Origin of the sequence: Azospirillum thermophilum (assembly GCF_003130795.1) — a bacterium.
GTDB classification, from domain to species: Bacteria; Pseudomonadota; Alphaproteobacteria; order Azospirillales; family Azospirillaceae; genus Azospirillum; species Azospirillum thermophilum.
Genome location: NZ_CP029356.1, coordinates 304,030 through 325,000 on the forward strand (window position 1 = coordinate 304,030; position 20,971 = coordinate 325,000).

At 69.3% G+C, this 20,971-nt stretch carries 16 protein-coding genes (1 of these 16 cut by a window edge); 14 read left to right on the plus strand and 2 right to left on the minus strand.

The window, feature by feature from the left end:
• Positions 1 to 59: 59 nt before the first annotated feature.
• Positions 60 to 983 carry a class I SAM-dependent methyltransferase gene (locus tag DEW08_RS22575; RefSeq protein ID WP_245986901.1) on the plus strand — a complete coding sequence of 308 codons (924 nt, stop codon included), beginning with the start codon at positions 60 to 62 and terminating at the stop codon, positions 981 to 983.
• Between the two features lie 221 nt (positions 984 to 1,204).
• The gene (locus DEW08_RS22580; RefSeq protein WP_109331544.1) at positions 1,205 to 3,739 is read left to right on the plus strand and encodes a cellulase family glycosylhydrolase; all 2,535 of its coding nucleotides are present in this window, start codon (positions 1,205 to 1,207) and stop codon (positions 3,737 to 3,739) included.
• Between the two features lie 103 nt (positions 3,740 to 3,842).
• On the opposite strand, the gene DEW08_RS22585 is transcribed toward DEW08_RS22580, so the two are convergent.
• Positions 3,843 to 4,517, minus strand: a complete 675-nt coding sequence (locus DEW08_RS22585) for a serine acetyltransferase (RefSeq protein WP_109331552.1) — start codon at positions 4,515 to 4,517, stop codon at positions 3,843 to 3,845.
• A 53-nt stretch (positions 4,518 to 4,570) separates the two neighbouring features.
• Entirely contained in the window at positions 4,571 to 6,007 is a 1,437-nt protein-coding gene (locus DEW08_RS22590; RefSeq protein WP_245986903.1) for a lipopolysaccharide biosynthesis protein, read from the minus strand.
• 802 nt (positions 6,008 to 6,809) lie between these two features.
• On the opposite strand from DEW08_RS22590, the gene DEW08_RS32780 reads away from it, so the two are divergent.
• The 12 genes from DEW08_RS32780 to DEW08_RS22645 form a co-directional block, all read left to right on the plus strand.
• Complete coding sequence (locus tag DEW08_RS32780; protein WP_245986904.1) at positions 6,810 to 7,595, plus strand: nucleoside-diphosphate sugar epimerase/dehydratase; 786 nt, start codon at positions 6,810 to 6,812, stop codon at positions 7,593 to 7,595.
• A 3-nt stretch (positions 7,596 to 7,598) separates the two neighbouring features.
• Positions 7,599 to 8,333 (plus strand): sugar transferase, encoded by a 735-nt coding sequence (locus DEW08_RS32785; RefSeq protein WP_245986905.1) that lies wholly within the window; start codon positions 7,599 to 7,601, stop codon positions 8,331 to 8,333.
• A gap of 229 nt (positions 8,334 to 8,562) precedes the next feature.
• Positions 8,563 to 9,987, plus strand: coding sequence for an O-antigen ligase family protein (locus DEW08_RS22600; RefSeq protein ID WP_109331554.1), 1,425 nt, complete (start codon positions 8,563 to 8,565; stop codon positions 9,985 to 9,987).
• Positions 9,988 to 10,014: 27 nt separating this feature from the next.
• Positions 10,015 to 10,947: a glycosyltransferase family 2 protein gene (locus DEW08_RS22605; RefSeq protein ID WP_109331555.1), complete on the plus strand. Its 933-nt coding sequence runs from the start codon at positions 10,015 to 10,017 to the stop codon at positions 10,945 to 10,947.
• A 58-nt stretch (positions 10,948 to 11,005) separates the two neighbouring features.
• On the plus strand, positions 11,006 to 12,217 hold the full coding sequence (locus DEW08_RS22610; protein ID WP_109331556.1) for a glycosyltransferase family 4 protein: 1,212 nt from the start codon (positions 11,006 to 11,008) through the stop codon (positions 12,215 to 12,217).
• A gap of 271 nt (positions 12,218 to 12,488) precedes the next feature.
• A complete protein-coding gene (locus DEW08_RS22615; protein WP_211107309.1) occupies positions 12,489 to 13,619 on the plus strand; it encodes a glycosyltransferase family 4 protein in 1,131 nt (376 codons plus the stop codon).
• 37 nt (positions 13,620 to 13,656) lie between these two features.
• Positions 13,657 to 14,595: a polysaccharide deacetylase family protein gene (locus DEW08_RS22620; protein WP_109331561.1), complete on the plus strand. Its 939-nt coding sequence runs from the start codon at positions 13,657 to 13,659 to the stop codon at positions 14,593 to 14,595.
• Positions 14,596 to 14,918: 323 nt separating this feature from the next.
• Positions 14,919 to 15,212 (plus strand): acyl carrier protein, encoded by a 294-nt coding sequence (locus DEW08_RS22625; protein WP_109331562.1) that lies wholly within the window; start codon positions 14,919 to 14,921, stop codon positions 15,210 to 15,212.
• A gap of 47 nt (positions 15,213 to 15,259) precedes the next feature.
• Entirely contained in the window at positions 15,260 to 16,825 is a 1,566-nt protein-coding gene (locus tag DEW08_RS22630) for a class I adenylate-forming enzyme family protein (RefSeq protein ID WP_245986906.1), read from the plus strand.
• 91 nt (positions 16,826 to 16,916) lie between these two features.
• Complete coding sequence (gene asnB, locus DEW08_RS22635) at positions 16,917 to 18,941, plus strand: asparagine synthase (glutamine-hydrolyzing) (protein ID WP_109331563.1); 2,025 nt, start codon at positions 16,917 to 16,919, stop codon at positions 18,939 to 18,941.
• Between the two features lie 60 nt (positions 18,942 to 19,001).
• The gene (gene nadE, locus DEW08_RS22640; protein WP_109331569.1) at positions 19,002 to 20,009 is read left to right on the plus strand and encodes an NAD(+) synthase; all 1,008 of its coding nucleotides are present in this window, start codon (positions 19,002 to 19,004) and stop codon (positions 20,007 to 20,009) included.
• Positions 20,006 to 20,971 carry the 5' portion of a GNAT family protein gene (locus DEW08_RS22645; RefSeq protein WP_109331577.1) on the plus strand. It continues 141 nt past the right edge of the window, so the window shows 966 of its 1,107 coding nt (coding positions 1-966); the start codon lies at positions 20,006 to 20,008; the stop codon falls past the right edge of the window. Before nadE ends, DEW08_RS22645 begins: the two co-directional genes overlap by 4 nt.

Consider the following 20,971-nt stretch of genomic DNA (forward strand, 5'->3'; position numbering starts at 1 on the left):
GTGCCGCCATGCTGATCGAGGCCGCGCTGATTGGGCCATGCTGATTGGAGAGGTCGATCGTGAAAAGCCTTACCGCCGACGAACTGGTCGCACGCTACCGCCGGAAGTTCCATCTGGCGCCCGGCTACCCGCTGAACGAGAGCATGGTGCAGCAGCACTGGGAGTTGGAGCGCCGGCTGGCGCGCGAGCTTCTCGACTCCCGCAAGGAGGAGCGCTGGGACGTGTTCGAGCGCTGCTACACCGCCCTCTACAGCGCCTGCCCCTGGCTGAACGAGGCCGAGCAGGACGCGTCCGAGCGCAACGAGGACCTGGATTTCCGCCACTTCCTCGACCTGCTGGGCGGACCGAAGGAGGTCTACGAGGTCGGCTCGGGCAAGGCGCGGCTGCTGACCTACCTCGCCCGCCACGGCTACAAATGCGTCGCCACCGAGGTGACGCGGGAGCGCGGCGAGCGCTGGACCGACGAGCGCACCAACATCACCTGGCGCTGCTGCGACGGCGTCAACCTCGCCCGGTTCGAGCCGCGCGACCATTACGGCGCGGTGGTCTCCACCCACGTCATCGAGCATTTCCATCCCGACGACGTGCCGACCCACCTGGAGAACGTTTACGCCATCCTGAAGCCGGGCGGCCGCTACGTCTTCGCCATGCCGCACAAGCTCGCCGGGCCGGCCGACCTGTCGGAGGTCTTCGGGCTGGAGGAGCCGGTGTGCATGCACCTGCGCGAGTACGACTACCGCGAGATCTCCGCCATGCTGAAGGCGGCCGGCTTCACCGGTCTGGAGGCGGCCTACGTCGCCCCGATGGCCCTGCGGCGCTATCTGCCGATCCGCTTCTCCGGCCGCGGCTACCTCGCCTACGTAACCGCGGTGGAGACATTTTTGGGATCGCTTCCGTTAACCATGCGTCGCAAGCTTTCCAAGCTCGGCCAGCTTTACCTGTTCCGCCCCGAGCTGTTCATGATCGCGCACAAGCCAGGCTGACGCCAGGTCATCGGAAATAAAACAACGTAGTTTCAGCGTATTAGGGATGGACAGATCCGCCGATGTTGCCGGCCGGCACCATGAAAGCGGATTTTTCCGTCCCATTCTTTTCACAGCATAGCGTGGCTTTTCAGCCTCAATTCGCTAAAATACGAAACATCTCGTTAACCTTTGTCGGCCAACCTCGGGTCCAACGAACCACGGACAAGAGGTTACTTCCAATGGCAACGAACCCCGTCGACACGACTTTCGTCGTTAATGCCTCGGGTCTGGCTGCCGGAGGAGTCTGGCCGCATTTCAAACTGCTTGTCGACGGCACGGTCGTCGGTCAGGCCACGGTCAATTCCACCAACGCCGGTCGCTACACCTTCAAGACGAAGGTCGCCCCCGACGCCGCTCATAAGATCCAAATCGTTTACGACAACGACTGGCTGTCGACCGACAAGGCGGGCATGTACCGCGACCTGCTGGTCAAGTCGATCGAGGTCAACGGCAAGACCATCGCTTCCAACAGCTCCGTCGTCAGCTACGACGCGGACGGCCAGGGCGTCCTGTCCGGCCGCGAGCAGCTCTCCTGGGGCGGGTCCCTGGACTTCGCCCTGACGAAGAGCTACTTCCCGGCTCCGTCGGGCTCCGGCTCGACCCCCGTCCCGACCACCCCGCCCGCCGGGTCCACCGCCATCGTGGTGAACGCCAGCGGCACCGTCGCCGGCGGCAGCAACGCGCACTTCAAGGTTCTGGTCGACGGCAAGGTGATCGGCGAGGCCACGGCCGCCACCAGCTCGAAGGACTTCACCTTCCACGCCAACGTCGCCCAGGATCAGGCCCACAAGGTCCAGATCCAGTTCGACAACGACGCGACGATCAACGGCCAGGACCGCAACCTGACGGTCAACAAGATCACCATCGGCGGCCATTCGGTGCTGCCGACCGACGGCATCGTCAGCTACGACAAGGGCGCGCTGGACGGCCGCGACGTCGTCGCCGGCAAGGCCACGATGAACTGGAACGGCACGCTGGTCGTCAACGCCGACAAGTCCTTCTTCTCGCACGACACCAGCCCGACGCCGACCAACCCGCCGGCCACCACCCCGAAGATCTCGGTCAACGACGTGACGGTCACCGAGCCCAAGGCCGGCGGCGGCGGCGCCTCGGGCATCGTCGGCTTCCTCCACACCGAGGGCAACCAGATCGTCGACGCGGCCGGCAACAACGTCCGCCTGAACGGCGTCAACTGGTTCGGCGGCGAGGGCTACAACTACGTGCCGACCGGTCTGTGGGCCGACAGCTACCAGGGCCACATCAACAAGATGAAGGACATCGGCTTCAACGTCATCCGCCTGACCTACGCCGATGAGATGTTCGAGAGCAGCGCCGTCACCAACGGCATCGATTATTCCAAGAACCCCGATCTGCAGGGCCTGACCCGCCTGCAGGTCTATGACAAGATCATCGACTATGCCGGCAAGGTCGGGATGAAGGTGATCCTTGATCACCACCGCAACGACGGCGGCGCCGGCACCAACGAGCACGGCCTGTGGTACTCGCAGAAGTACCCGGAATCGAAGATGATCGAGAACTGGAAGATGCTGGCGAAGCACTATGCCGGCAACACCACGGTCATCGGCGCCGACCTGCACAACGAGCCCAGCGTCTCCGCCACCTGGGGCGGCAACCCCGCCACCGACTGGGCGGCGGCGGCCGAGCGCATCGGCAACGCCATCCAGACGGTCAACAAGGACTGGCTGATGTTCGTCGAGGGCACGGAGTGGAGCAGCACGCTGGCCGGCGTGAAGAACAACCCGGTCGAGTTCAACGTCCCGAACAAGCTGGTCTACTCCCCGCACGTCTACGGCCAGAGCGTCTACAACTTCCCGTGGCTGCAGGATCCCAGCTATCCGAAGAACCTGCCGGCGCAGTATGACGGGATGTGGGGCTACATCTACAAGAACAACATCGCTCCGGTCCTGATCGGCGAGTTCGGCGGCAAGTTCGAGACCGCGGCCGAACGCACCTGGGTCAACGCGCTGATGAAGTACACCAACGGCGACTGGAACCTGGACGGCAAGGCCGACATCGCCGCCGGCGACAAGGGGATGAGCTGGACCTACTGGGCCTGGACGCCGGAATCGCACGATGTCGGCGGCCTGCTGAACAGCGATTTCAAGACCGTCAACCAGGCCAAGGTCGACCTGATCAAGACCGGCATGGCCGGCGTCACCCACGGCACCGGCAGCGGCGGCACGGCCACCACCAACGCGGTGTTCACCGTGAAGCTGTCGGGCGCCTCGGACAAGCCGGTGACGGTCGAGTACAACACCGTCGACGGCACGGCCAAGGCCGGGTCCGACTATGTCGCCACCAGCGGCAAGCTGACCTTCGCCGCCGGCGAGACGGTCAAGACGGTCGCCGTGAAGGTGCTGAGCGACAGCATCAGCGAGGGCACCGAGACCTTCAGCCTGAAGCTGGCCAACGCCACCTCGGCCAGCATCTCGGACGCCAGCGGCACCGGCACGATCCAGCAGGGGTCGAGCGCCTCGACCGCCGAGCTGGCCCACACCGCCGAGCTGAACGAGTGGACGAACGCCGTCACCAGCCAGCAGCACGCCGCCACCACCGCCACCACCGCCACGGCGGCGGAACTGGCCTCGGCGGGCAGCGCCGCCCAGGACGCGGGCGCCTATGCCCACGCCAACGATGCGGCGGCCACCGCCGACCACGTCTACCACGACCCGTCGCTGCTGCACGCCGCCTGATCCGGCAGGCAGCAGGACCTTCATCCTCGGCATGAAGACTGGGCCGGCAGCCATCGCTGCCGGCCCTTTTCTTCTGTCCGGAAACGGCGAAAGTGCCGACGGCTCAGCCCGGCCCGGCGGACAGGCCGGCAACCGGCGGGCCGGGCTCCTCGCCCCGGACGGCGGACAGGCCGCTGCCGGCGAGTGGCGCCGGGTTCGGGATGTCGGGGATCGCCACCTCCCCCACCACCTTGCCGGGGTTGCCGGTGACCAGCGACCGCCGCGGCACCGGCCGGGTGACGACGGACAGGGCACCGACGATGCTCTCGTCGCCGATCTCCGCGGCGCCGATGATCACCGCGTTCGGCCCCACCCAGACCCCGTCGCCGAGCACCGGATAATGCGTGACCCGGCCGGCCGGGGTGATGTCGTCCTTCTGGCCGATGGTGACCCCGTGGAACAGCGTGACGTTGGCGCCGATGCGGGCGCTGCCGTTCACCACCAGCCCCCATCCGTGCAGGATGCGGAGCCCCGGCCCGACGGAGGTCTCCCACGGCAGGTCCATGCCCGCCGCCTGCTGCGTCCAGCGGTGAAGCAGGCGGCTGGCCATGAGGGCGGGACCGCGCAGGACCGCCGGCAGAGCCGCCGCCGCCTGGCAGAGCCGCAGCGTGAAGACCGGCCGGAACAGCCGGTTGCCGGCCAGCAGCCTCACCACCGGGCCGAGGCCGGAACGCCCGCAATAACGGACGCAGTCGGCGCCGACCTTGCGGGTGAAGGAGAGGGTCGAATGGTCCTGCATGGGCCGGTCCTCCGGGATGGATCAGGCGAAGCGCGGTGGAGCGGGAGCGGGCGTCAGGCGGCCGGCTGCGGCCGGCGCAGCACCCGCCCCACCATGCGGAACAGGATCGCCCGGTCGGTCCGGCTGAAGCCCGGCCCGAAGACGGCGGCGATGGCGGCCAGCATGGTCAGGCCGACCTTGGCGGCGACATAGGCGGGGTCGACGGCGTGGCCGAACAGCTCCAGGCTGACGGCATAGGCGATCGCCGCCGGGACCAGCACGCCCAGGACCTGCCCCGGATGCAGCGGCAGCTCCTGCGGGCAGAGGCGGCGGCAGACCAGCTCCGTCGCCACCAGCATGAACAGCTCCCGCCCGACGACGCCGATGGCCGCCCCCAGCACGCCGAGCGGGCCGATCAGCAGGGCGGCCAGCGCGGTGCCGACGGCGATGCCGCCCAGCGAGATCAGCGGCAGCACGCCGACCCGCTTGGTCTTGACCAGCGCCACCTCCGGATGCATCCGCACGCCGTGGAGCGTGTAGGTCAGCACCAGCAGCGGCATGCAGGCGAGCACCGGCGCATAGTCCGGCGAGGCGATCAGCCACAGGATCTCCGGCGAGATCAGCGCCATGCCCAGCGCCGCCGCCGTCAGCAGGACGATGAAGAAGTAGAAGACGAATTCCGCCTGGTCGCGGTCGGCGGCGCGGTGCTGCGCCTCGATCCGCGCGACCGACCAGATCTGCAGGAAGGAGGCGGTGAGGAACATGTAGAGCAGCGTCGCCAGCCGCATGCCGAAGGACAGCACGCCGACCGCCGCGATGCCCATCAGGATGTTCAGCAGATAGCGCAGGACGAACTGGTTGCCGATGTCCAGCAGCGTCTGCGGCATGAAGGGCAGACCCAGCATCCCCACCCGCTTCAGGATGCCGAAGGAGAAGGACACCCCGTTGGCGGCGAGGATCGCGACGGTCAGCAGAACGCCCAGCGCCACGAAGGTGATGCCGTTCGCCAGGAAGATGCCGGCCACCCCCCAGTCCAGCCACCAGACGAACAGCAGGTTCAGCACCAGCAGCCCGCCGGCCTTGCCGATGGAGATCATCAGGCAGGTGCCGGACCGCCTGTGGACCCGGTAATAGGCGAGCGCCAGCTCGAACACCGTGCTGAAGGCGATGCTGGCGAAGGCGACGGCCACCACCGCCGCTTCGCCGCCGTTGCCGAACAGCGCCTCGCTGATGCCCAGCCCGACCGGCCAGGCCAGCGCCAGCAGCCCGAGCGTCGCGCTCCACAGCCCGATCATGGTGGTGCCGACCACGCGGCGGCGGCCGGCCTCGTCCGGATGTTCGAAATAGACGACGGTGAAGGCGTTGATCATTCCGATCATCAGCATCACCGCCAGGATGTCGCCGACCACGCTGATCAGCGAATAGACGCCGAACTGCGCCGGCGACAGGACCTTGGTGTAGAGCGGCAGCAGCAAGAGCCCGGCAGCCCGGTTGACCACGTTGGCGACCATGAAGAGCCACCCGTGCTTGATGATTTGCTCAGCTTCCGAAGCCATCCGGCACCCGTTGGGAGTCTGGAAAGGGAACAGCGCCGCCCGCGGGATGGATCGGCCGGCGGCGCGGGTCGCGGGTCGCGGGCCACCGGCCCCGGCGGGCGCGGCGCCGGAGCGCAGGACGCCGGCCCGGTCCGATGATTGGAAGCGGGGCGGAGCCTGTCAATTCGACCTTGCAGCGAAGGGTATTCTCTTCCGTAATACTCGACCTAAAGGTCATCTCTTCTTCGGACGAGGCTCTGCACCCTTCCGTCTACGCACTCCGGCAGGTCGTGACCCTGCGCGCGCCGGCTGCAAGGCGCAAGGGCGCGTTCGCGCCATGCGGTCGTACGGAATTCCTCCCCGGTTCCGTTCGGGGATCCGCGGATCGCCTAAGGTCGGACCGGGCCCGGCGGACCTCCGCCGGGGCAGCACGGGCGGGGAGGCCGGACGGGGAGTGTCCGTTACCCCTTCGGCCCGAAATCGCGAGGCATTCCTGCCGCCAACGGCTGATGTCGGGCCGCTTTCCATCCCCGAACGGCGATCCCTTCCGGGGATCCCGCCCCTTCCGGTTTCTCTGGAATATTCGAGGTGCTGCACCATTCGATTTCGCAGGGGTATCGCTGCTGTCCCTCCCGGTCCCTTAAGATCTGTTGCCGTTCGGCTGCTGCAATCCTAATTCGACTTCAACAACATGCGGCTTTGCTTCCCTGCCGATAATAGAAGGCTGTTACAGCGAACAAAGGCGGTCAGAAGTGTTCAGGCCCGACAGGCATAGCTGATGAGCGACCATCCTCGTGATGATCATGGGATGGCTGGCATTCCCTTCGAACGCATGGGACCTGCGATGAGCAAACTCGACCCAGAGGTGGTCATCGATATGACCCCGGCCAAGAAAGCGGCTATTCCGCCGCTGGCGCCGGGGTTGCTGCTGGCGCTGTCCGACGGTTTCGTGCTTGCCCTGGTCGGATGGGTGCTCAGCCACATCCTGGTCCAGGACCCGGCTGACATCGAAGCCGAACTGGGCCAACGGTCACTGGTGACCGGCCTGATGCTGGTACCACTCGTTAAGTCTGTTTTTGGAATTTATTCACTCGGCCGCTTCGACTATTTGGAAAGGACCCGGCGGACGTTCCAGGCGGCGATGCTGTGCTGCGCCGTGCTGGCGGTCCCCTTCATCGTGCTGGACGGGTTCCGGCCCTTCTTCATGGAAGCCCTGTCGGTGGCGCTGATCGGCTTCGCCGCCACCTATGCCGCCGACCTGATCCTGGTGCACGGGCTGATGGCCAGCGCGCTGCAGTGGCGCACGCCGGTGGTCATCGTCGGGGCGGGGCCCCAGGGCGCCGCCATCGCCGCCAAGCTGCAGCGCCTGCCCTGGCTCGGCATGCGTCCGGTCGGCTTCTTCGACGACGACGCGGACCTCTGGCAGACGAGGATCGAAGGCCTGCCCGTCTTCGGCCCGGTCGAGCTGCTCGCCAAGTCGCCCGCCTTCGCCCAGCAGGCGCAGGCCGCCATCGTCGCCGACATCGGCCGTCAGGCGGGCCGCCAGGGCGTCGAACTGACCTAGCTGGTGCGCGCGCTGCCCTTCAAGCAGGTCTACTGCGTGCTCGGCGAGGGCAATGTCAGCGCCGTCGACGCGACCTTCCACAATCTGCACGGCTCGCTGGCTCTGCGGGTCAGCGTCCGGCCGCCCACCGGCTACCTGCGCATCCGCCGGGCGCTGGACGTGCTGCTGTCGCTGCTTCTGCTGGTGATGGTGGCGCCGCTGATGCTGCTGATCGCCGTGCTGATCAAGCTGGACAGCCCGGGTCCCGTGCTGTTCCGCCAGCAGCGCTGGGCCGGCGGCGCGGCGACCTTCGACCTGCTGAAGTTCCGCTCCATGCACATCAACGCGGAGGAGCACCTGCAGCGGCTGCTGGAGAGCGATCCGAAGCTGCGCGAAGAGTACATGACCTACCACAAGCTGACGGTCGACCCGCGCATCACCCCCTTCGGCCGCTTCCTGCGCCGCACCTCGCTGGACGAGCTGCCGCAGCTCTGGAACATCCTGATGGGCGACATGAGCCTGATCGGACCGCGCGCCTACATGCCGAAGGAACTGCCGGAGGTCGGGGCGTCGGCGGAGGTGATCGGCACGGTCCGCCCCGGCCTGACCGGCTATTGGCAGGTGTCCGGCCGCCACCGCACCACCTTCCAGGAACGGGTGGCGATGGACGTCTTCTACGTGCGCAACTGCGGCCTGCTGTTCGACTTCTACATCCTGTGCAAGACGGCGGTGATGGTCCTGAAGGGAGATGGCTCGTAACCGGCCCGCAGCCGGGCGGACAGGCCCCCTTCCGCGCGCGGAGGGGGGTTTGCCGTTTTTACGATTCCGGGGTGCCGTCGCCGATCCGGGTAACCCGGCCGGCACCGGCCTCCTTCGGTCTAACGCGTCCGCCCGCCTACGCGGCCGGGGCACCGCTGATCATCTTCACAGTGCGGCGGCCGGAGCGGCGGCCCGGCGGACGACAGGCAAGCAAGCGGAACGGCGGCCCATGAGAGTTTCCGAGGTCCTGGAAAAGAGCATCACCGTCTTCTGCATCATGGCCTTCAGCGGCACGGTGCTGCCGGTGCTGCTGACCGGCGGCGGCCCGGTGGCGGCCGACCAGGAGTCGGCCGGCGCCGCGGTCTTCTTCGCCGGCACCTATGTGCTGATCCTCGGCCTCATCGCCAGCCGGCCGGCCCTCGCCTTCCGCGTGCCGTTCGCGAGCCCGGCCCTGTCGGCGGCGCTGCTGCTGGCCTTCCTGTCCTCGCTGTGGTCGCTCTACCCGGACATCACGCTGCGCCGGTCGGTGGCCTTCCTGTTCACGACCGTGTTCGGCATCTATCTGGGGCTGCGCTACCGTTTCCCGGAGATCATGCGCCTGCTGGCGACCGGCCTGTCGCTGCTGATGGTCCTGTCCTTCATCTTCGTCGTCGCCATGCCGGCGGTGGGGCTGGACCACGAGATGCACCCCGGCGCGTGGAAGGGCGTGTTCTTCCAGAAGAACGTGACCGGCCGCATGATGGTCTGGCTGGTGCTGTGCCTGGTCTGGCTCGACTGGCAGGGCGAGGCCAGGCGCTGGGTGACCCGCAGCCTGCTGGCGCTGGCCATGCTGCTGATCATCATGTCGCGCTCGGGCACCGGCCTGCTGACCTCCTTCCTGGTGACGGGCGCGCTGCTCTCCACCACGCTGGTGCGCGGCAGCATCCGCAGCTTCATGCCCACCATGGCGCTGCTGATCGCCCTGCTGGTCATCGCGGCGACCGCCGGCGCCTTCTTCTGGCACGACGCCCTCTACGCCATGGGGCGCGATCCGACGCTGACCGGCCGCACCGTGCTGTGGGACCATATCCTGCGTTCGGTCGAGGAACGGCCGCTGCTCGGCTACGGCTACGCCGCCTACTGGTACGGCGCCTACGGCCCCGGCGCCGCCTTCGTCGAGGGCTGGGGCATCAACTCCGCCCACAGCGGCTGGCTGGAGGCGATGCTGGACCTCGGGTTGCCGGGCCTGCTGATCGTCGTGACGCTGCTCGGCCGGCTGCTGTTCCAGGGCTTCTTCCAGGCCCGCTACGGCGACAACCGGGCGGAGCCCGCCTGGATGTTCGCCGTCGGCTGCGCGATGCTCGCCATCTCCATCTCGGAAAGCCTGTTCCTGGAGCGTCATTCGCTCAACTGGATCGTGCTGACCATCGGCGTGGTGCGGCTGATCCAGCGCCAGCGCTGGGACCGCGCCCGCGCCGCCGGCCGCGGGTCCCGCCACGGCTCCTTCCACGGCCACCCGACCCGGGCCCGGCCCGGCGACCCCGGCGTGCCGCAGGGCGGGCTCGGCTACCACCCCGTCGTGCCGCGCGGGCCGGCCCTTGCCCGCAGCGCGGCTCCCGCCGCCCCCTTCGCCACCGATCGGACGCCGTATCCCGGCAACGGCCGATCCCTGTGACCCTCCTTCGCGACTGAAGGCACGAACATGACGTCTTCGAACGAGCTGGTGACCGTCGTCATTCCCACCCGCAACCGGCCCGACCTGGTCACGCGGGCGGTGCGAAGCGCGCTGGCGCAGAGCTATCCCGCGCTGGAGGTGGTCGTGGTGATCGATGGCCCCGACCCGGAAACGGCCTCGCAGCTCCACGCCCTGTCCGACCCGCGCCTGACCGTGCTGGAGCTCGAGCAGAACCATGGCGCCGCGGAGGCGCGCAACATCGGGGTGCGGCACGGCCGCGGCGCCTGGATCGCCTTCCTCGACGACGACGACCACTGGATGCCCGAGAAGATCGAGGTCCAGATGGCCGCCCGCCCGGCCGGCGTCCGCTACCCGATCATGAGCTGCCGCTGCCAGGTGATCACCGCCCGCGGGACCTTCGCCTGGCCGCGCCGGCTGGCGACGCCGCAGGACGAGGTGGGCGACTACCTGTTCGTGCGCCACGGCCTGTTCAAGGGCGAGACCTTCGCCCCGACCACGACGCTGCTGGCGCCGCGCGCCCTGCTGGAGCGGGTGCCGATCCCGGTGTCCGCCTTCGACGACTGGGAGTGGCTGATCCTCTGCGGCGGGGTGGAGGGCTGCGCGCTGATCACCGTGCCGGAGGTGCTGGCCGTGCACTACACCGAGAACAACCGCGTCACCCTGTCGACCTGCCGCAACATCGACCTGGCGATCAACTGGGCGGCGGCGATGCGCCGGCACCTGTCGCCGCGCGCCTATGCCTGCCTGCTGCTGCAGGCGACCGGCGGCGAGCAGGCGGCGCGCACGGCGGGGGTCCGCTGGCGGCTGCTCAACACGGCGCTGCGCGACGGGGCGCCGACGCCGATGGCGCTCGCCACCTTCACCATGCATTCGCTGATGCCGGTGGGGCTGCGGCGACGATTGCGGCAGGCGATCTTCTCGGCTTCGGACGCCGCATGACCGGCCGCCGGCAATGCAAGGGCGCCTCCCCCTCCCCCGAACGAAACGACGGCAGACCATGACGCAGCCTATTCCGCGGCATAGCAATGCCCGTTCCATCGCCTTCGCGACGCCGGGTGCGATCGACGGCGGCGGCATCGGCCGGATGACCGGCTACATCGTCGACCAGTTCGCCTGTTCCCCCGGCGCACCGCAGACGGTGGTGCTCGACACCCGGGGGAACGGCAGCGTCCTGCTGTCGCCCTTCTACCTGGGCGGCACGCTGGTGCGGCTGGCCGTCCTGCTGGCCCGGCGGCGCGTGTCGATCGTCCACATCAACGTGTCGGAGAAGGGCAGCTTCCTGCGCAAGGCCGCGGTGCAGCTCGTCGCCGACCTGTTCGGCCGGCCGACGGTGGTGCACCTGCACGGCGCCTCCTTCGTCGAGTTCTTCCAGGGCGGCCCCTTCGCCCGTGCCATCAGCCGCTGGCTGTTCAGGCACAGCACGCGCGTGGTGGTGCTGGGCGAGAGCTGGCGCGACTTCCTGGTCGGCGAGGTCGGCATCGACCAGCAGAAGATCCGGGTGCTCTACAACGCGGTGCCCGACATCGGCGCCGACCTGCCGGTGCGCGCCGCGCCCGGACCGGGGGCCGAGCTGTCGCTGCTGGTGCTGGCCAACCTGTCCGAGCGCAAGGGCATCGGCACCATCCTGCGCGCCAGCCGCCTGCTGAAGGAGCGCGGCGTGCGCTTCCAGGTCCTGATCGGCGGCGGCGGCGACATCGACGGCTACCGCCGGATGGCGGAGGAGCTGGGGGTGGGCGACCGCTGCCGCTTCCTCGGCTGGGTGTCGCGGGAGGACGCGCACCGCTACATCCGCAGCCACGACATGCTGCTGCTGCCCTCGACCCACGAGGGGCTGCCCATGGTCATCCTGGAGGCGCTGTCCGCCCGGCTGCCGGTCATCACCACGCCGGTCGGCTCGATCCCCGAGGTGCTGACCGACGGCGAGACGGCCCGGATCATCCCGGTGAACGATCCCGAGGCGCTGGCCCGGGCGATCGCCGGGCTGGCCGGCGACCCGGCGCTCCATGCCCGGCTGGCGGAGGCCGGGCGGGAGCTGTTCCTGCGGCTGTTCGACATCGGGGCCTACGGCCGCGCGCTGCAGTCGCTCTACGAGGAGATGGACCGCCCCGGAACGCCGCAGGGAGCGCCGCAGCGCGCGCCGCTGGCGCCGCTGGCCGGATCCGCCCCCGCGGCATCGGAAGCACGCCTACCCCGAATGGGTGGTCATTGATCAAACTGCTTAGCCCTCATGAATAGAATTTCATGCCACAGTCGTTCCAAAGGTCACGTCCCTACGCCTCGCCCAATACCGCATAGTACAACCGTGGAATTGCTTCCCTCAAATTGTGAGTTGTATTTTTTCAAAGCAGTTAGGGGAATGCGGCCAGGGTGAAACCCGCGATAGAACCGGCAGGTACAGGGCGATCCGGCAGCTTCCTCATTACGAAGTTTGCGGGAAGAGCTTCAGGACGGTGGATCAGGCAAGAAGACCAGGAGCGGACATGATCTACATCGTCTCCCCCGGCGGCACCCGCGAGAAAGGCGGGATGGGGCGGGTGGTCGACAACTTCACCAGCGACCTTCGGCAGCATTGCCCGGAGGTTCCCTTCGAAGTGGTCGACAGCTACGGCCCCGGCAGCTTCCGCCTGATGCCCTTCTACTTCGCCCGCGCCGCCGTCCGCCTGGCCGGTGGCTTCGCATCGGGCAAGGCGCAGCTCGTCCACATCCACATGGCCGAATATGGCAGCGTCCTGCGCAAGGGCCTGCTGGTGGCGCTCGCCCGGCTGTTCCGCGTCCCGGTCGTCCTGCATCTGCATGGCGGCCGGCTGCCCAAGCAGTACGAGGAATCCGGCCCGCTCATGCGCTGGGCGATCCGCCAGGTGATGGCCGCCAGCAGCGAGGTGGTGGTGCTGGGCGAGTTCTGGCGCCACTGGGTCGCCGACAGCTTCGGCGGCGCCGTGCGCCGCATCACGCTGCTGCACAACGCGGTGCCCGGCCCCGCCCGGCCGGTGAAGCGCGACGCCTCGGCGCCGGTCCGGCTGCTGTTCCTCGGGCGGCTGATCAAGCTGAAGGGCATCGACGTCCTGCTGAGCGCGCTGGCCTCCCCCGCCTGCCGTGACAAGCCGTGGGTGGTGACCATCGCCGGCGACGGCGACCTGGAGACCTACCGTGCCCAGGCGGTGTCGCTGGGCATCGCCGACCGCGTCCGCTTCACCGGCTGGCTCGACCAGGACGGCTGCCGGCGCGAGCTGGCGGGCGCCGACGTGCTGGTCCAGCCCTCGATGTTCGAGGGGCTGCCGATGTCGGTGCTGGAGGCGATGGCCGAGGGGCTGGCGATCGTCGCGACGCCGGTCGGCAGCGTGCCGGACGCCATCAGCGACGGCGTGTCCGGCCTGCTGGTGCCGCCGGGCGACGTGCAGGCGCTGGCCGGGGCGCTGGCGCGGGTCATCGACGATCCGGACCTGCGGCAGGCGCTGGGCGGCGGGGCGCGGTCGCGCTGGGAACGCCAGTTCGACATCGCCGTCTACCGGGAACGCATCATTGAAATCTACCGCCGCAATGCGCGGATGTGGCTGGCGGGCGCCGGCGCGCCGGCGATCCGTTCGGGCGGTCCGGCCGAGCGGACAGGCTGACCGCCGCGCGGCCGCGTCGAGAAGAAAGGGGGACGTCATGAAGAGAGCCATAGCCGGTCTGGTGCGCTGGACCGGGTTCGGCGCCCTGCTGCGCTTCGCCTGCGCGCGCCGTGGCGTCACGATCGTGGTCTATCATGATCCCGATCCCGCGGTGCTGCGCCGGCATCTCGCCTGGTACGCCCGGCACTACCGCTTCACCACGCTGGATGCCGTGGCCGCGGCGATGGAGAGCGGCCGGTGGGACGACCTGCCGCCCTATCCGCTGGTGGTGACGCTGGACGACGGGCACCGCGACAACACCCGGCTGGCGCCCCTGTTCCGCGAGTTCGACGTCCGGCCGACCATCTATCTGTGCAGCCGCATCGTCGGGACCGCCCGCCCCTACTGGTGGAAGACCGCGGCGGCGGACCGCATCGGGCCGGAGCCGCTGAAGCGGGTGTCCGACCCGGAGCGGCGGCGCCTGCTGGCGGAGGCCGGCGACGATCCCGACCGCGACGCCGCTCCCGACCAGCGGCAGGCGATGAGCTGGGACGAGGTGCGCCGGATGGCCGACGTCGCCGACTACGGCGCCCATACCCGCACCCATCCGATCCTGCTGCAGTGCGACGACCGGAGCTGCGCCGAGGAGATCGCGCTCTGCCGCAGCGAGCTGGAGGAGCAGACCGGCACGCCCTGCCGGCATTTCGCCTTTCCCAACGGCGATTACGGCGGGCGCGAGGTGGAGGAGATCCGCCGGGCCGGATACCGCACCGCGCGGACCATCGATCCCGGATGGAACCATGCCGGCACCGACCCGCTGCGGCTGAAGGCCTTTCCGGTGTCCGACGACGTGGATGTCGCATGGCTGGCCGTGCAGCTCACCGGCGTCCCGGCGCTGCTGCGCAGGATGAAGGGGCTGCTGTCCCGCGGCGGGCGCGACGGCGGGACCACTGCCTGGGACGGGGCCGTACCGAAGGCTGGCCGGGTCAGGGTGTGATGGGCCGAAGGCGGAAGCAGGAATAGGCCGGCCGGCCGAGGCGGTCGGACCAAAGGATAGGGGGCTGAAACGTCAAGAAGAATTCAGGTACCGGAGTGGCTAACCACTGCATTCGACCTGGAAGCATCCTTTGCTCTCTCGAAAATGCGAGGAAGTGTAACAATAAAAAGACCATAGTACGCAGATGCGAAAAAGAGCGCCGGGACGACGGGTGTCCGCCCCCCGGCCATCGACGAACCGGACCGGTAGCGAAGGCGCAAGAGCCAGGGACCGGAGCCGGACGAGGACCTGACGGACCGAAACCACTGGAGTTTTCCGGCGCCATGCTGACCGCCCCCACCACCGACCTCAGCCTCACCTCCCCTGCCCTGGCGGAGATCCGCGCCTTCATCGTGGAGAATTTCCTGCTCGGGAAGGACTCCGGCTTCGACAACGGCGAATCCCTGCTGGAATCCGGGGTGATCGACTCCACCGGCATCATGCATGTCGTCGCCTTCCTGGAGGAGCGCTTCGGCATCTCGGTCGAGGACGACGACATGATCGCCGACAACCTGGAGTCCGTCAGCCGGATCGCCAGCTTCGTCGACCGCAAGGTCACCCTGAAGACCGCCGCCTGACCGGCGGTCCGGCAGCCGGCGGCCCGCAGACGGGCGGACAGGGTCGAATGACGGGGACGACCATGCTGTATCTGGTGCATCAGTTCCTTGGCGAAACCGCGTCCCGCATGCCGGACCGCACGGCCCTGATCGCCGGGGAGGCCCGCCGCAGCTTCGCCGGGCTGGACCGCGAGAGCGACGCCGTAGCCTGCGCCCTGCAGCAGGCCGGCGTCCGCCGCGGCGACCGCGTCGCGGTCATGCTGGAAAACTCCATCGAGTATGTCGCGAGCCTGTTCGCCGTCCTGAAGGCGGGCGGGGTCTTCGTTCCCGTCAATCCCTCGACCAAGGCCGACAAGCTGGCCTGGCTGCTGTCCGACAGCGGGGCGACGCTGCTGGTCGCCCCGACCGCGCTCGCCCGCCAGGTGCTGCCGGCCCTGGAGGAGACGTCCGCCACGCCCCTGTGGGTCGGCGCGCCGCTGCCCGAGGGCGCCGCCGGCCCTGCCACAGATGGTCTCTTCTACGCCGATCTGCTGGCCGCACCGCATCGCGCGCCGGCCGATCCCGGCCTGATCGACCAGGATCTGGCGGCGATCATGTACACCTCCGGCACCACCGGCCGGCCGAAAGGCGTCATGCTGACCCACGCCAGCTACGTCGCCACCACCCGGTCGATCGCCGGCTACCTGGGCAACCGGCCGGACGACGTGGTGATGTGCCTGCTGCCGCTGACCTTCGGCTATGGGCTGTCGCAGGTGCTGACCGGCGCGCTGGTCGGCTTCACCGTGGTGCTGGAACGGTCCTTCGCCTTCCCGAAGGAGACGCTGGCCCGCATGGTGAAGCACCGCATCACCGGCCTGCCCGGCGTGCCCACCGTCTTCTCCACCCTGCTGGGGCTGGAGGCGCTGAAGACGGCCGACCTGTCCTCGCTGCGCTACCTGACCAATGCGGCGGCGCCCCTGCCCATCGCCCACATCGACCGGCTGCGCGCGCTGTTCCCGGACGCCGCCTTCCACTCCATGTACGGCATGACCGAATGCTGCACCCGCATCGCCACGCTCGACCCGGCGCGGCTGGGGGAGAAGACCGGCTCGGTCGGCCGCGCCATCCCCAACTGCGCCGCCTATGTCGCCGGCGAGGACGGCTCGCCCCTGCCCCCCGGGACGGTCGGCGAGCTGGTGGTGCGCGGCGCCAACGTCATGCGCGGCTACTGGAACCGGCCGGAGGAGACGGCGAAGCGCCTGCGCCGCGGGCCGCAGGGGGAGACCCTGCTGTTCACCGGCGACCTCTTCACCATGGATGCCGACGGCGACCTGCATTTCGTCTCCCGCAAGGACGACGTCTTCAAGTGCCGCGGCGAGAAGGTCAGCCCCAAGGAGATCGAGACCGTCCTCTATGAGCTGGACGCGGTCGCCGAGGCCTGCGTGGTCGGGGTGCCCGATCCGGCCGACGGGCTGGCGGTGAAGGCCTTCATCGTCGCCCGCGACGACCGTGCGCTGAGCGAGACGATGGTACGCCAGCACTGCCGCGGCCGGCTGGAAAGCCATCTCGTGCCGAAATTCATCGAGTTCTGCGACGCGCTGCCCAAGACGGACTCCGGAAAGATCCGCCGCGCGGCGCTCGCCGAGCCCGTCTGACCCCGTCACGCCCCAGGCTCCCCAAGCCGATTTCCCGACCCCGATTTCCCGACCCCGGTGCCAAGGCCCGGTTGCCAAGGAGAGCGATCGCATGTGTGGTATCGCCGGCCTGTTCGCCGGACCCCGCGCCGAGCCCCCCGGGCTCGAAGAGCTGAAGCGGATGATCGCCATGCTGGGTCACCGCGGCCCGGACGGCTATGGCTTCTACCGCGACGGCCGCGTCGGGCTGGCCCATGCCCGCCTCAGCATCGTCGGCCTCGAAGGCGGCTTCCAGCCGATCCACAACGAGGACCGGACGCTGTGGATCAGCTTCAACGGCGAGATCTTCAACCACGTCGAGCTGCGGCGGGAGCTGGAGGCGCTCGGCCACCGCTTCTACACGCGGACCGACACCGAGGTGATCGTCCATGCCTTCGAGGAGTTCGGCCCGGCCACCTGGGAGCGGCTGAACGGCCAGTTCGCCATCGCGCTGTGGGACGGCCGCAGGCGCGACCTGTGGCTGGTCCGCGACCGGCTGGGCATCCTGCCGCTGGTCTATGCCCGCAGCGGCGACCATCTCGCCTTCGCCTCCGAAGCCAAGGCCCTGTTCGGCGGCGGACGCATCCGCCCGGCCTTCGACCCGGCCCGCCTGTCGCAGGTCTTCACCCACTGGAGCACCGCGCCGCATGGCAGCGTCTTCGCCAGGGTGGAGAGCGTGCCGGCGGCGACCGCCATCCGCTTCGACGCCGCCCTGGTTCCGCACGCCGACCGCTATTGGCAGCCGGACATGGCGCCGGCCGAGGATCTGGCCGCCCTGTCGCTGGACGAGGCGGCCGACCGGCTGGAGGACAAGCTGCTCGACGCCATCCGGCTGCGGCTGCGCGCCGACGTACCGGTCGGCGTCTACATCAGCGGCGGGCTCGACAGCTCGGTGATCGCGGCGCTTGCCCGCAAGCTCGACACCACCCGCATGCACAGCTTCGGCGTCCGCTTCACCGACGCCGGCTTCGACGAGACGCCGCAGCAGCGGCTGGTCGCCGCCCATGTCGGCACGGAGCATCACGACATCCTCTGCGGGCCGCAGGACATCCAGGCGGCCTTGCCCGACGTGGTCTGGCACGCGGAATCCCCGCAGATCCGCACCGCTCCGGCGCCGCTCTTCCTGCTCTCCCGCCTGGTGCGCGACAGCGGCATCCGCGTCGTGCTCTCGGGCGAGGGGGCCGACGAATGGCTGTCGGGCTACGACATCTTCAAGGAGGACCGGGTCCGCCGCTTCTGGGCGCGCCGGCCGGAATCCCGGATACGGCCCCGGCTGCTCGGCCGCATCCACCCCTTCGCCGCGGTGAACGGCCAGAAGGACAGCCCGCTGTGGCAGGCCTTCTTCAAGCGCGGGATGATGGAGACGGCGGAGCCCTTCTACGCCCACCGCATCCGCTGGCAGAACACCGCCTGGACGCAGCGCCTGCTGGCGCCCGACCTGCGCGCCGCCGCCGATGCCGCCGCCTTCGAGGCGCAGGTCGCCGCCCATCTGCCGGACGGCTGGTCCAACTGGTCGCCGCTCGCCCGCGCGCAGTGGGTGGAGATCGCCACCTTCCTCGGCCCCTATCTGCTGGCGAGCCAGGGCGACCGCGTCGCCATGGCCAACAGCATCGAGGTCCGCTACCCCTTCCTCGATCCGGAGGTCGACCGCTTCTGCGCCGCCCTTCCCGACCGGCTGAAGATGCTGGGGCTGCGCGACAAGCTGGTGCTGCGCCGGCTGGCCGCCCGCCTGCTGCCGGCCGAGATCGGCCGGCGGCCGAAGCGCCCCTACCGCGCCCCGATGACCACCGCCCTGTTCGGCGCCGGCGCCCCCGGCTATGTGCGCGACCTGCTGTCGCCCGAGGCGCTGGAGCGGTACGGCCTCGTCGACGGCGCCGGCATGGCCGCGCTGGCCGCCAGGGCCCACGCCCGGGACGGCCGCATGGCCGGCGAGCGCGAGGAGATGGCGCTGGTCGGCGTGCTGACCCTGCAGATGCTGGCCCGCGCGATGATCGACGAGTTGCCGCGGCGCGCCGCCGCCCTGCGCACCGCCCTCGACCGGGCGGACATCCATGTCCTCGAACAGCCCGATCCGGCCGCCGGCTCCGTCGCGGCGTGACGGACCGGGCCTTTTGCCTGCCAGACGATGCTTCAACCGCGAACCAGGGTACCCGACCATATGATGAACGCCCTCCACCCGTTCGATTCCACGGCTCTCGAGCTGGACTGCGCGGCCGCGGCGCGCGAGATCGAGCAGTCCATCCAACGCATCGTCGCCCATGACCTGCGGCGCCAGGGCATCGTGCTCGGCGTGTCCGGCGGAATCGACAGCTCCGTCTGCGCGGCGCTGGCCGTCCGCGCCCTCGGGCCGGAGCGGGTGCTGGCCATCCTGATGCCGGAGAAGGAGAACTCCCCCGACAGCACCCGGCGCGGCCGGCTGCTGTGCGAGCATCTGGGGATCGAGCCGATCCTGGAGACCATCACCGCTCCGCTGACAGCACTCGGCTGCTACGACCGGCGCGACGCGGCGATCCGCCGGCTGTTCCCCGAATACGGGCCGGGATGGAAGCAGAAGATCGGCCTCGCCGGCGGACTGCTCGACGCCGACCGCGTCAACTACTTCACCCTGACCGTGGAATCGCCGGAAGGGGAGCGGCAGACCAGCCGCATGCCGGTCGACGTCTATCTCGACGTGGTCGCCGCCACCAACCTGAAGCAGCGGGTGCGCAAGACCGTCGAATACACCCATGCCGACCGGCTGAACTACGCGGTGCTCGGCACCCCGAACCGGCTGGAGTACGAGCTGGGCTTCTTCGTGCGCGGCGGCGACGGGCTGGCCGACCTGAAGCCGATCGCCCATCTCTACAAGTCGCAGGTCTACCAGATGGCCGACTGGCTCGGCCTGCCGGACGACATCCGGAACCAGTCGCCCAGCACCGACACCTACACCCTGCCGCAGTCGCAGGAGGAGTTCTACTACGCGCTGCCCTACGACAAGCTGGACCTGGCGCTGTTCGCCTTCGGCCGGGGCGTGACGGAGGACGATGCAGCGCGGGCGCTGGACCTGACGCCCGACCAGGTGCGGCGGGTCTACAAGGACATCGTGGCGAAGCGCCGGACCTCTGCCCGCATCCTGCGCAACGCCCATCTCGTGCAGCCGGTCGAGGTCGAAGGGTGCAACGGATGAGCGTGATCGACTGGAAGCAACGCGGCGTCGCCCGGTTCGAGCCGGGCGACCGCCCCGCGCTGGAGGCCTTCCAGCGCGAGAGCTTCGGGTCGGACGCCCTCCAGCTCTGCCCGGACCACTTCCGCTGGCTGTTCGAGGAACCGCCGGGCCGGGACGTGGACGGACCGCAGCTCTGGCTGTGCAAGCGCAACGGCGCCGTCGTCGGCCAGCAGGGGGGCATTCCCTTCTCGCTGAAGGTGGGGGAGCGGACCTGTCGCGGCTCCTGGGCGATCGACCTGATGGTCGCCCCGGAATGGCGCCTGCGCGGCGTCGGCCCCGCCCTCTCGGAGACGCAGGCCGGTGCGGCCGACGTCACCGTCTCGCTGTCGATGACCGACGCCGCCTACAAATCCTACAAGCGGGCGGGGTGGCTCGATCTCGGCAGCGTGCCGACCTACCTGCGCGTGCTCGATCCGCCGCGCTGCCTGCGCGTCAGCCCCTATGACGGCGGGCTCGCCCGCCTCGTCGCGTCGGTGGGCAAGCCGGCGATGACCGCGGCATCGCTGGCCACCCACGCCACCGCCCGGCTGTTCGGCGCGCGGCTGGTCGAGGTGGAGCGCTTCGACCACCGGGTCGACGCCCTGTGGCAGGACTCGGCCGCCCAGCACGGGGTGATCGCCCGGCGCGATCTCGCCTTCCTGCGCTGGCGCTTCGACTCCAGCCCGCAGGCCGGCCGCCATCGCCGCTTCTATGTGATGCGGGGCGAGACGCTGCTGGCCTATGTCGTCCTGCGGGTCGATCCCTGGAAGGGGGAGCCGGTGGGCGTCGTCTGCGACTATCTCGCCCGGCCCGGCTGGCTGATGGCCGCCTTCGCCCTGGTGGTCGAGCAGGCCCGGCGCGAGCGGATGGCCGCCCTGATGTGCCGCACCCTCAACCAGCAGGCCGCCCGGCCGCTGTCGGTGCTGGGCTTCCTCTGCCTGAAG

Bases quoted from the DNA above. Each gene is read 5' to 3' on its own strand.
- DEW08_RS22585 (WP_109331552.1), bottom strand. From the start codon at position 4,517: ATGCAGGACCATTCGACCCTCTCCTTCACCCGCAAGGTCGGCGCCGAC.
- asnB (WP_109331563.1), top strand. From the start codon at position 16,917: ATGTGTGGTATCGCCGGCCTGTTCGCCGGACCCCGCGCCGAGCCCCCC.
- DEW08_RS22610 (WP_109331556.1), top strand. From the start codon at position 11,006: ATGACGCAGCCTATTCCGCGGCATAGCAATGCCCGTTCCATCGCCTTC.
- DEW08_RS22625 (WP_109331562.1), top strand. From the start codon at position 14,919: ATGCTGACCGCCCCCACCACCGACCTCAGCCTCACCTCCCCTGCCCTG.
- DEW08_RS22600 (WP_109331554.1), top strand. From the start codon at position 8,563: ATGAGAGTTTCCGAGGTCCTGGAAAAGAGCATCACCGTCTTCTGCATC.
- DEW08_RS32780 (WP_245986904.1), top strand. From the start codon at position 6,810: ATGAGCGACCATCCTCGTGATGATCATGGGATGGCTGGCATTCCCTTC.
- DEW08_RS22615 (WP_211107309.1), top strand. From the start codon at position 12,489: ATGATCTACATCGTCTCCCCCGGCGGCACCCGCGAGAAAGGCGGGATG.
- DEW08_RS22630 (WP_245986906.1), top strand. From the start codon at position 15,260: ATGACGGGGACGACCATGCTGTATCTGGTGCATCAGTTCCTTGGCGAA.
- nadE (WP_109331569.1), top strand. From the start codon at position 19,002: ATGATGAACGCCCTCCACCCGTTCGATTCCACGGCTCTCGAGCTGGAC.
- DEW08_RS22590 (WP_245986903.1), bottom strand. From the start codon at position 6,007: ATGGTCGCCAACGTGGTCAACCGGGCTGCCGGGCTCTTGCTGCTGCCG.
- DEW08_RS22620 (WP_109331561.1), top strand. From the start codon at position 13,657: ATGAAGAGAGCCATAGCCGGTCTGGTGCGCTGGACCGGGTTCGGCGCC.
- DEW08_RS22580 (WP_109331544.1), top strand. From the start codon at position 1,205: ATGGCAACGAACCCCGTCGACACGACTTTCGTCGTTAATGCCTCGGGT.
- DEW08_RS22605 (WP_109331555.1), top strand. From the start codon at position 10,015: ATGACGTCTTCGAACGAGCTGGTGACCGTCGTCATTCCCACCCGCAAC.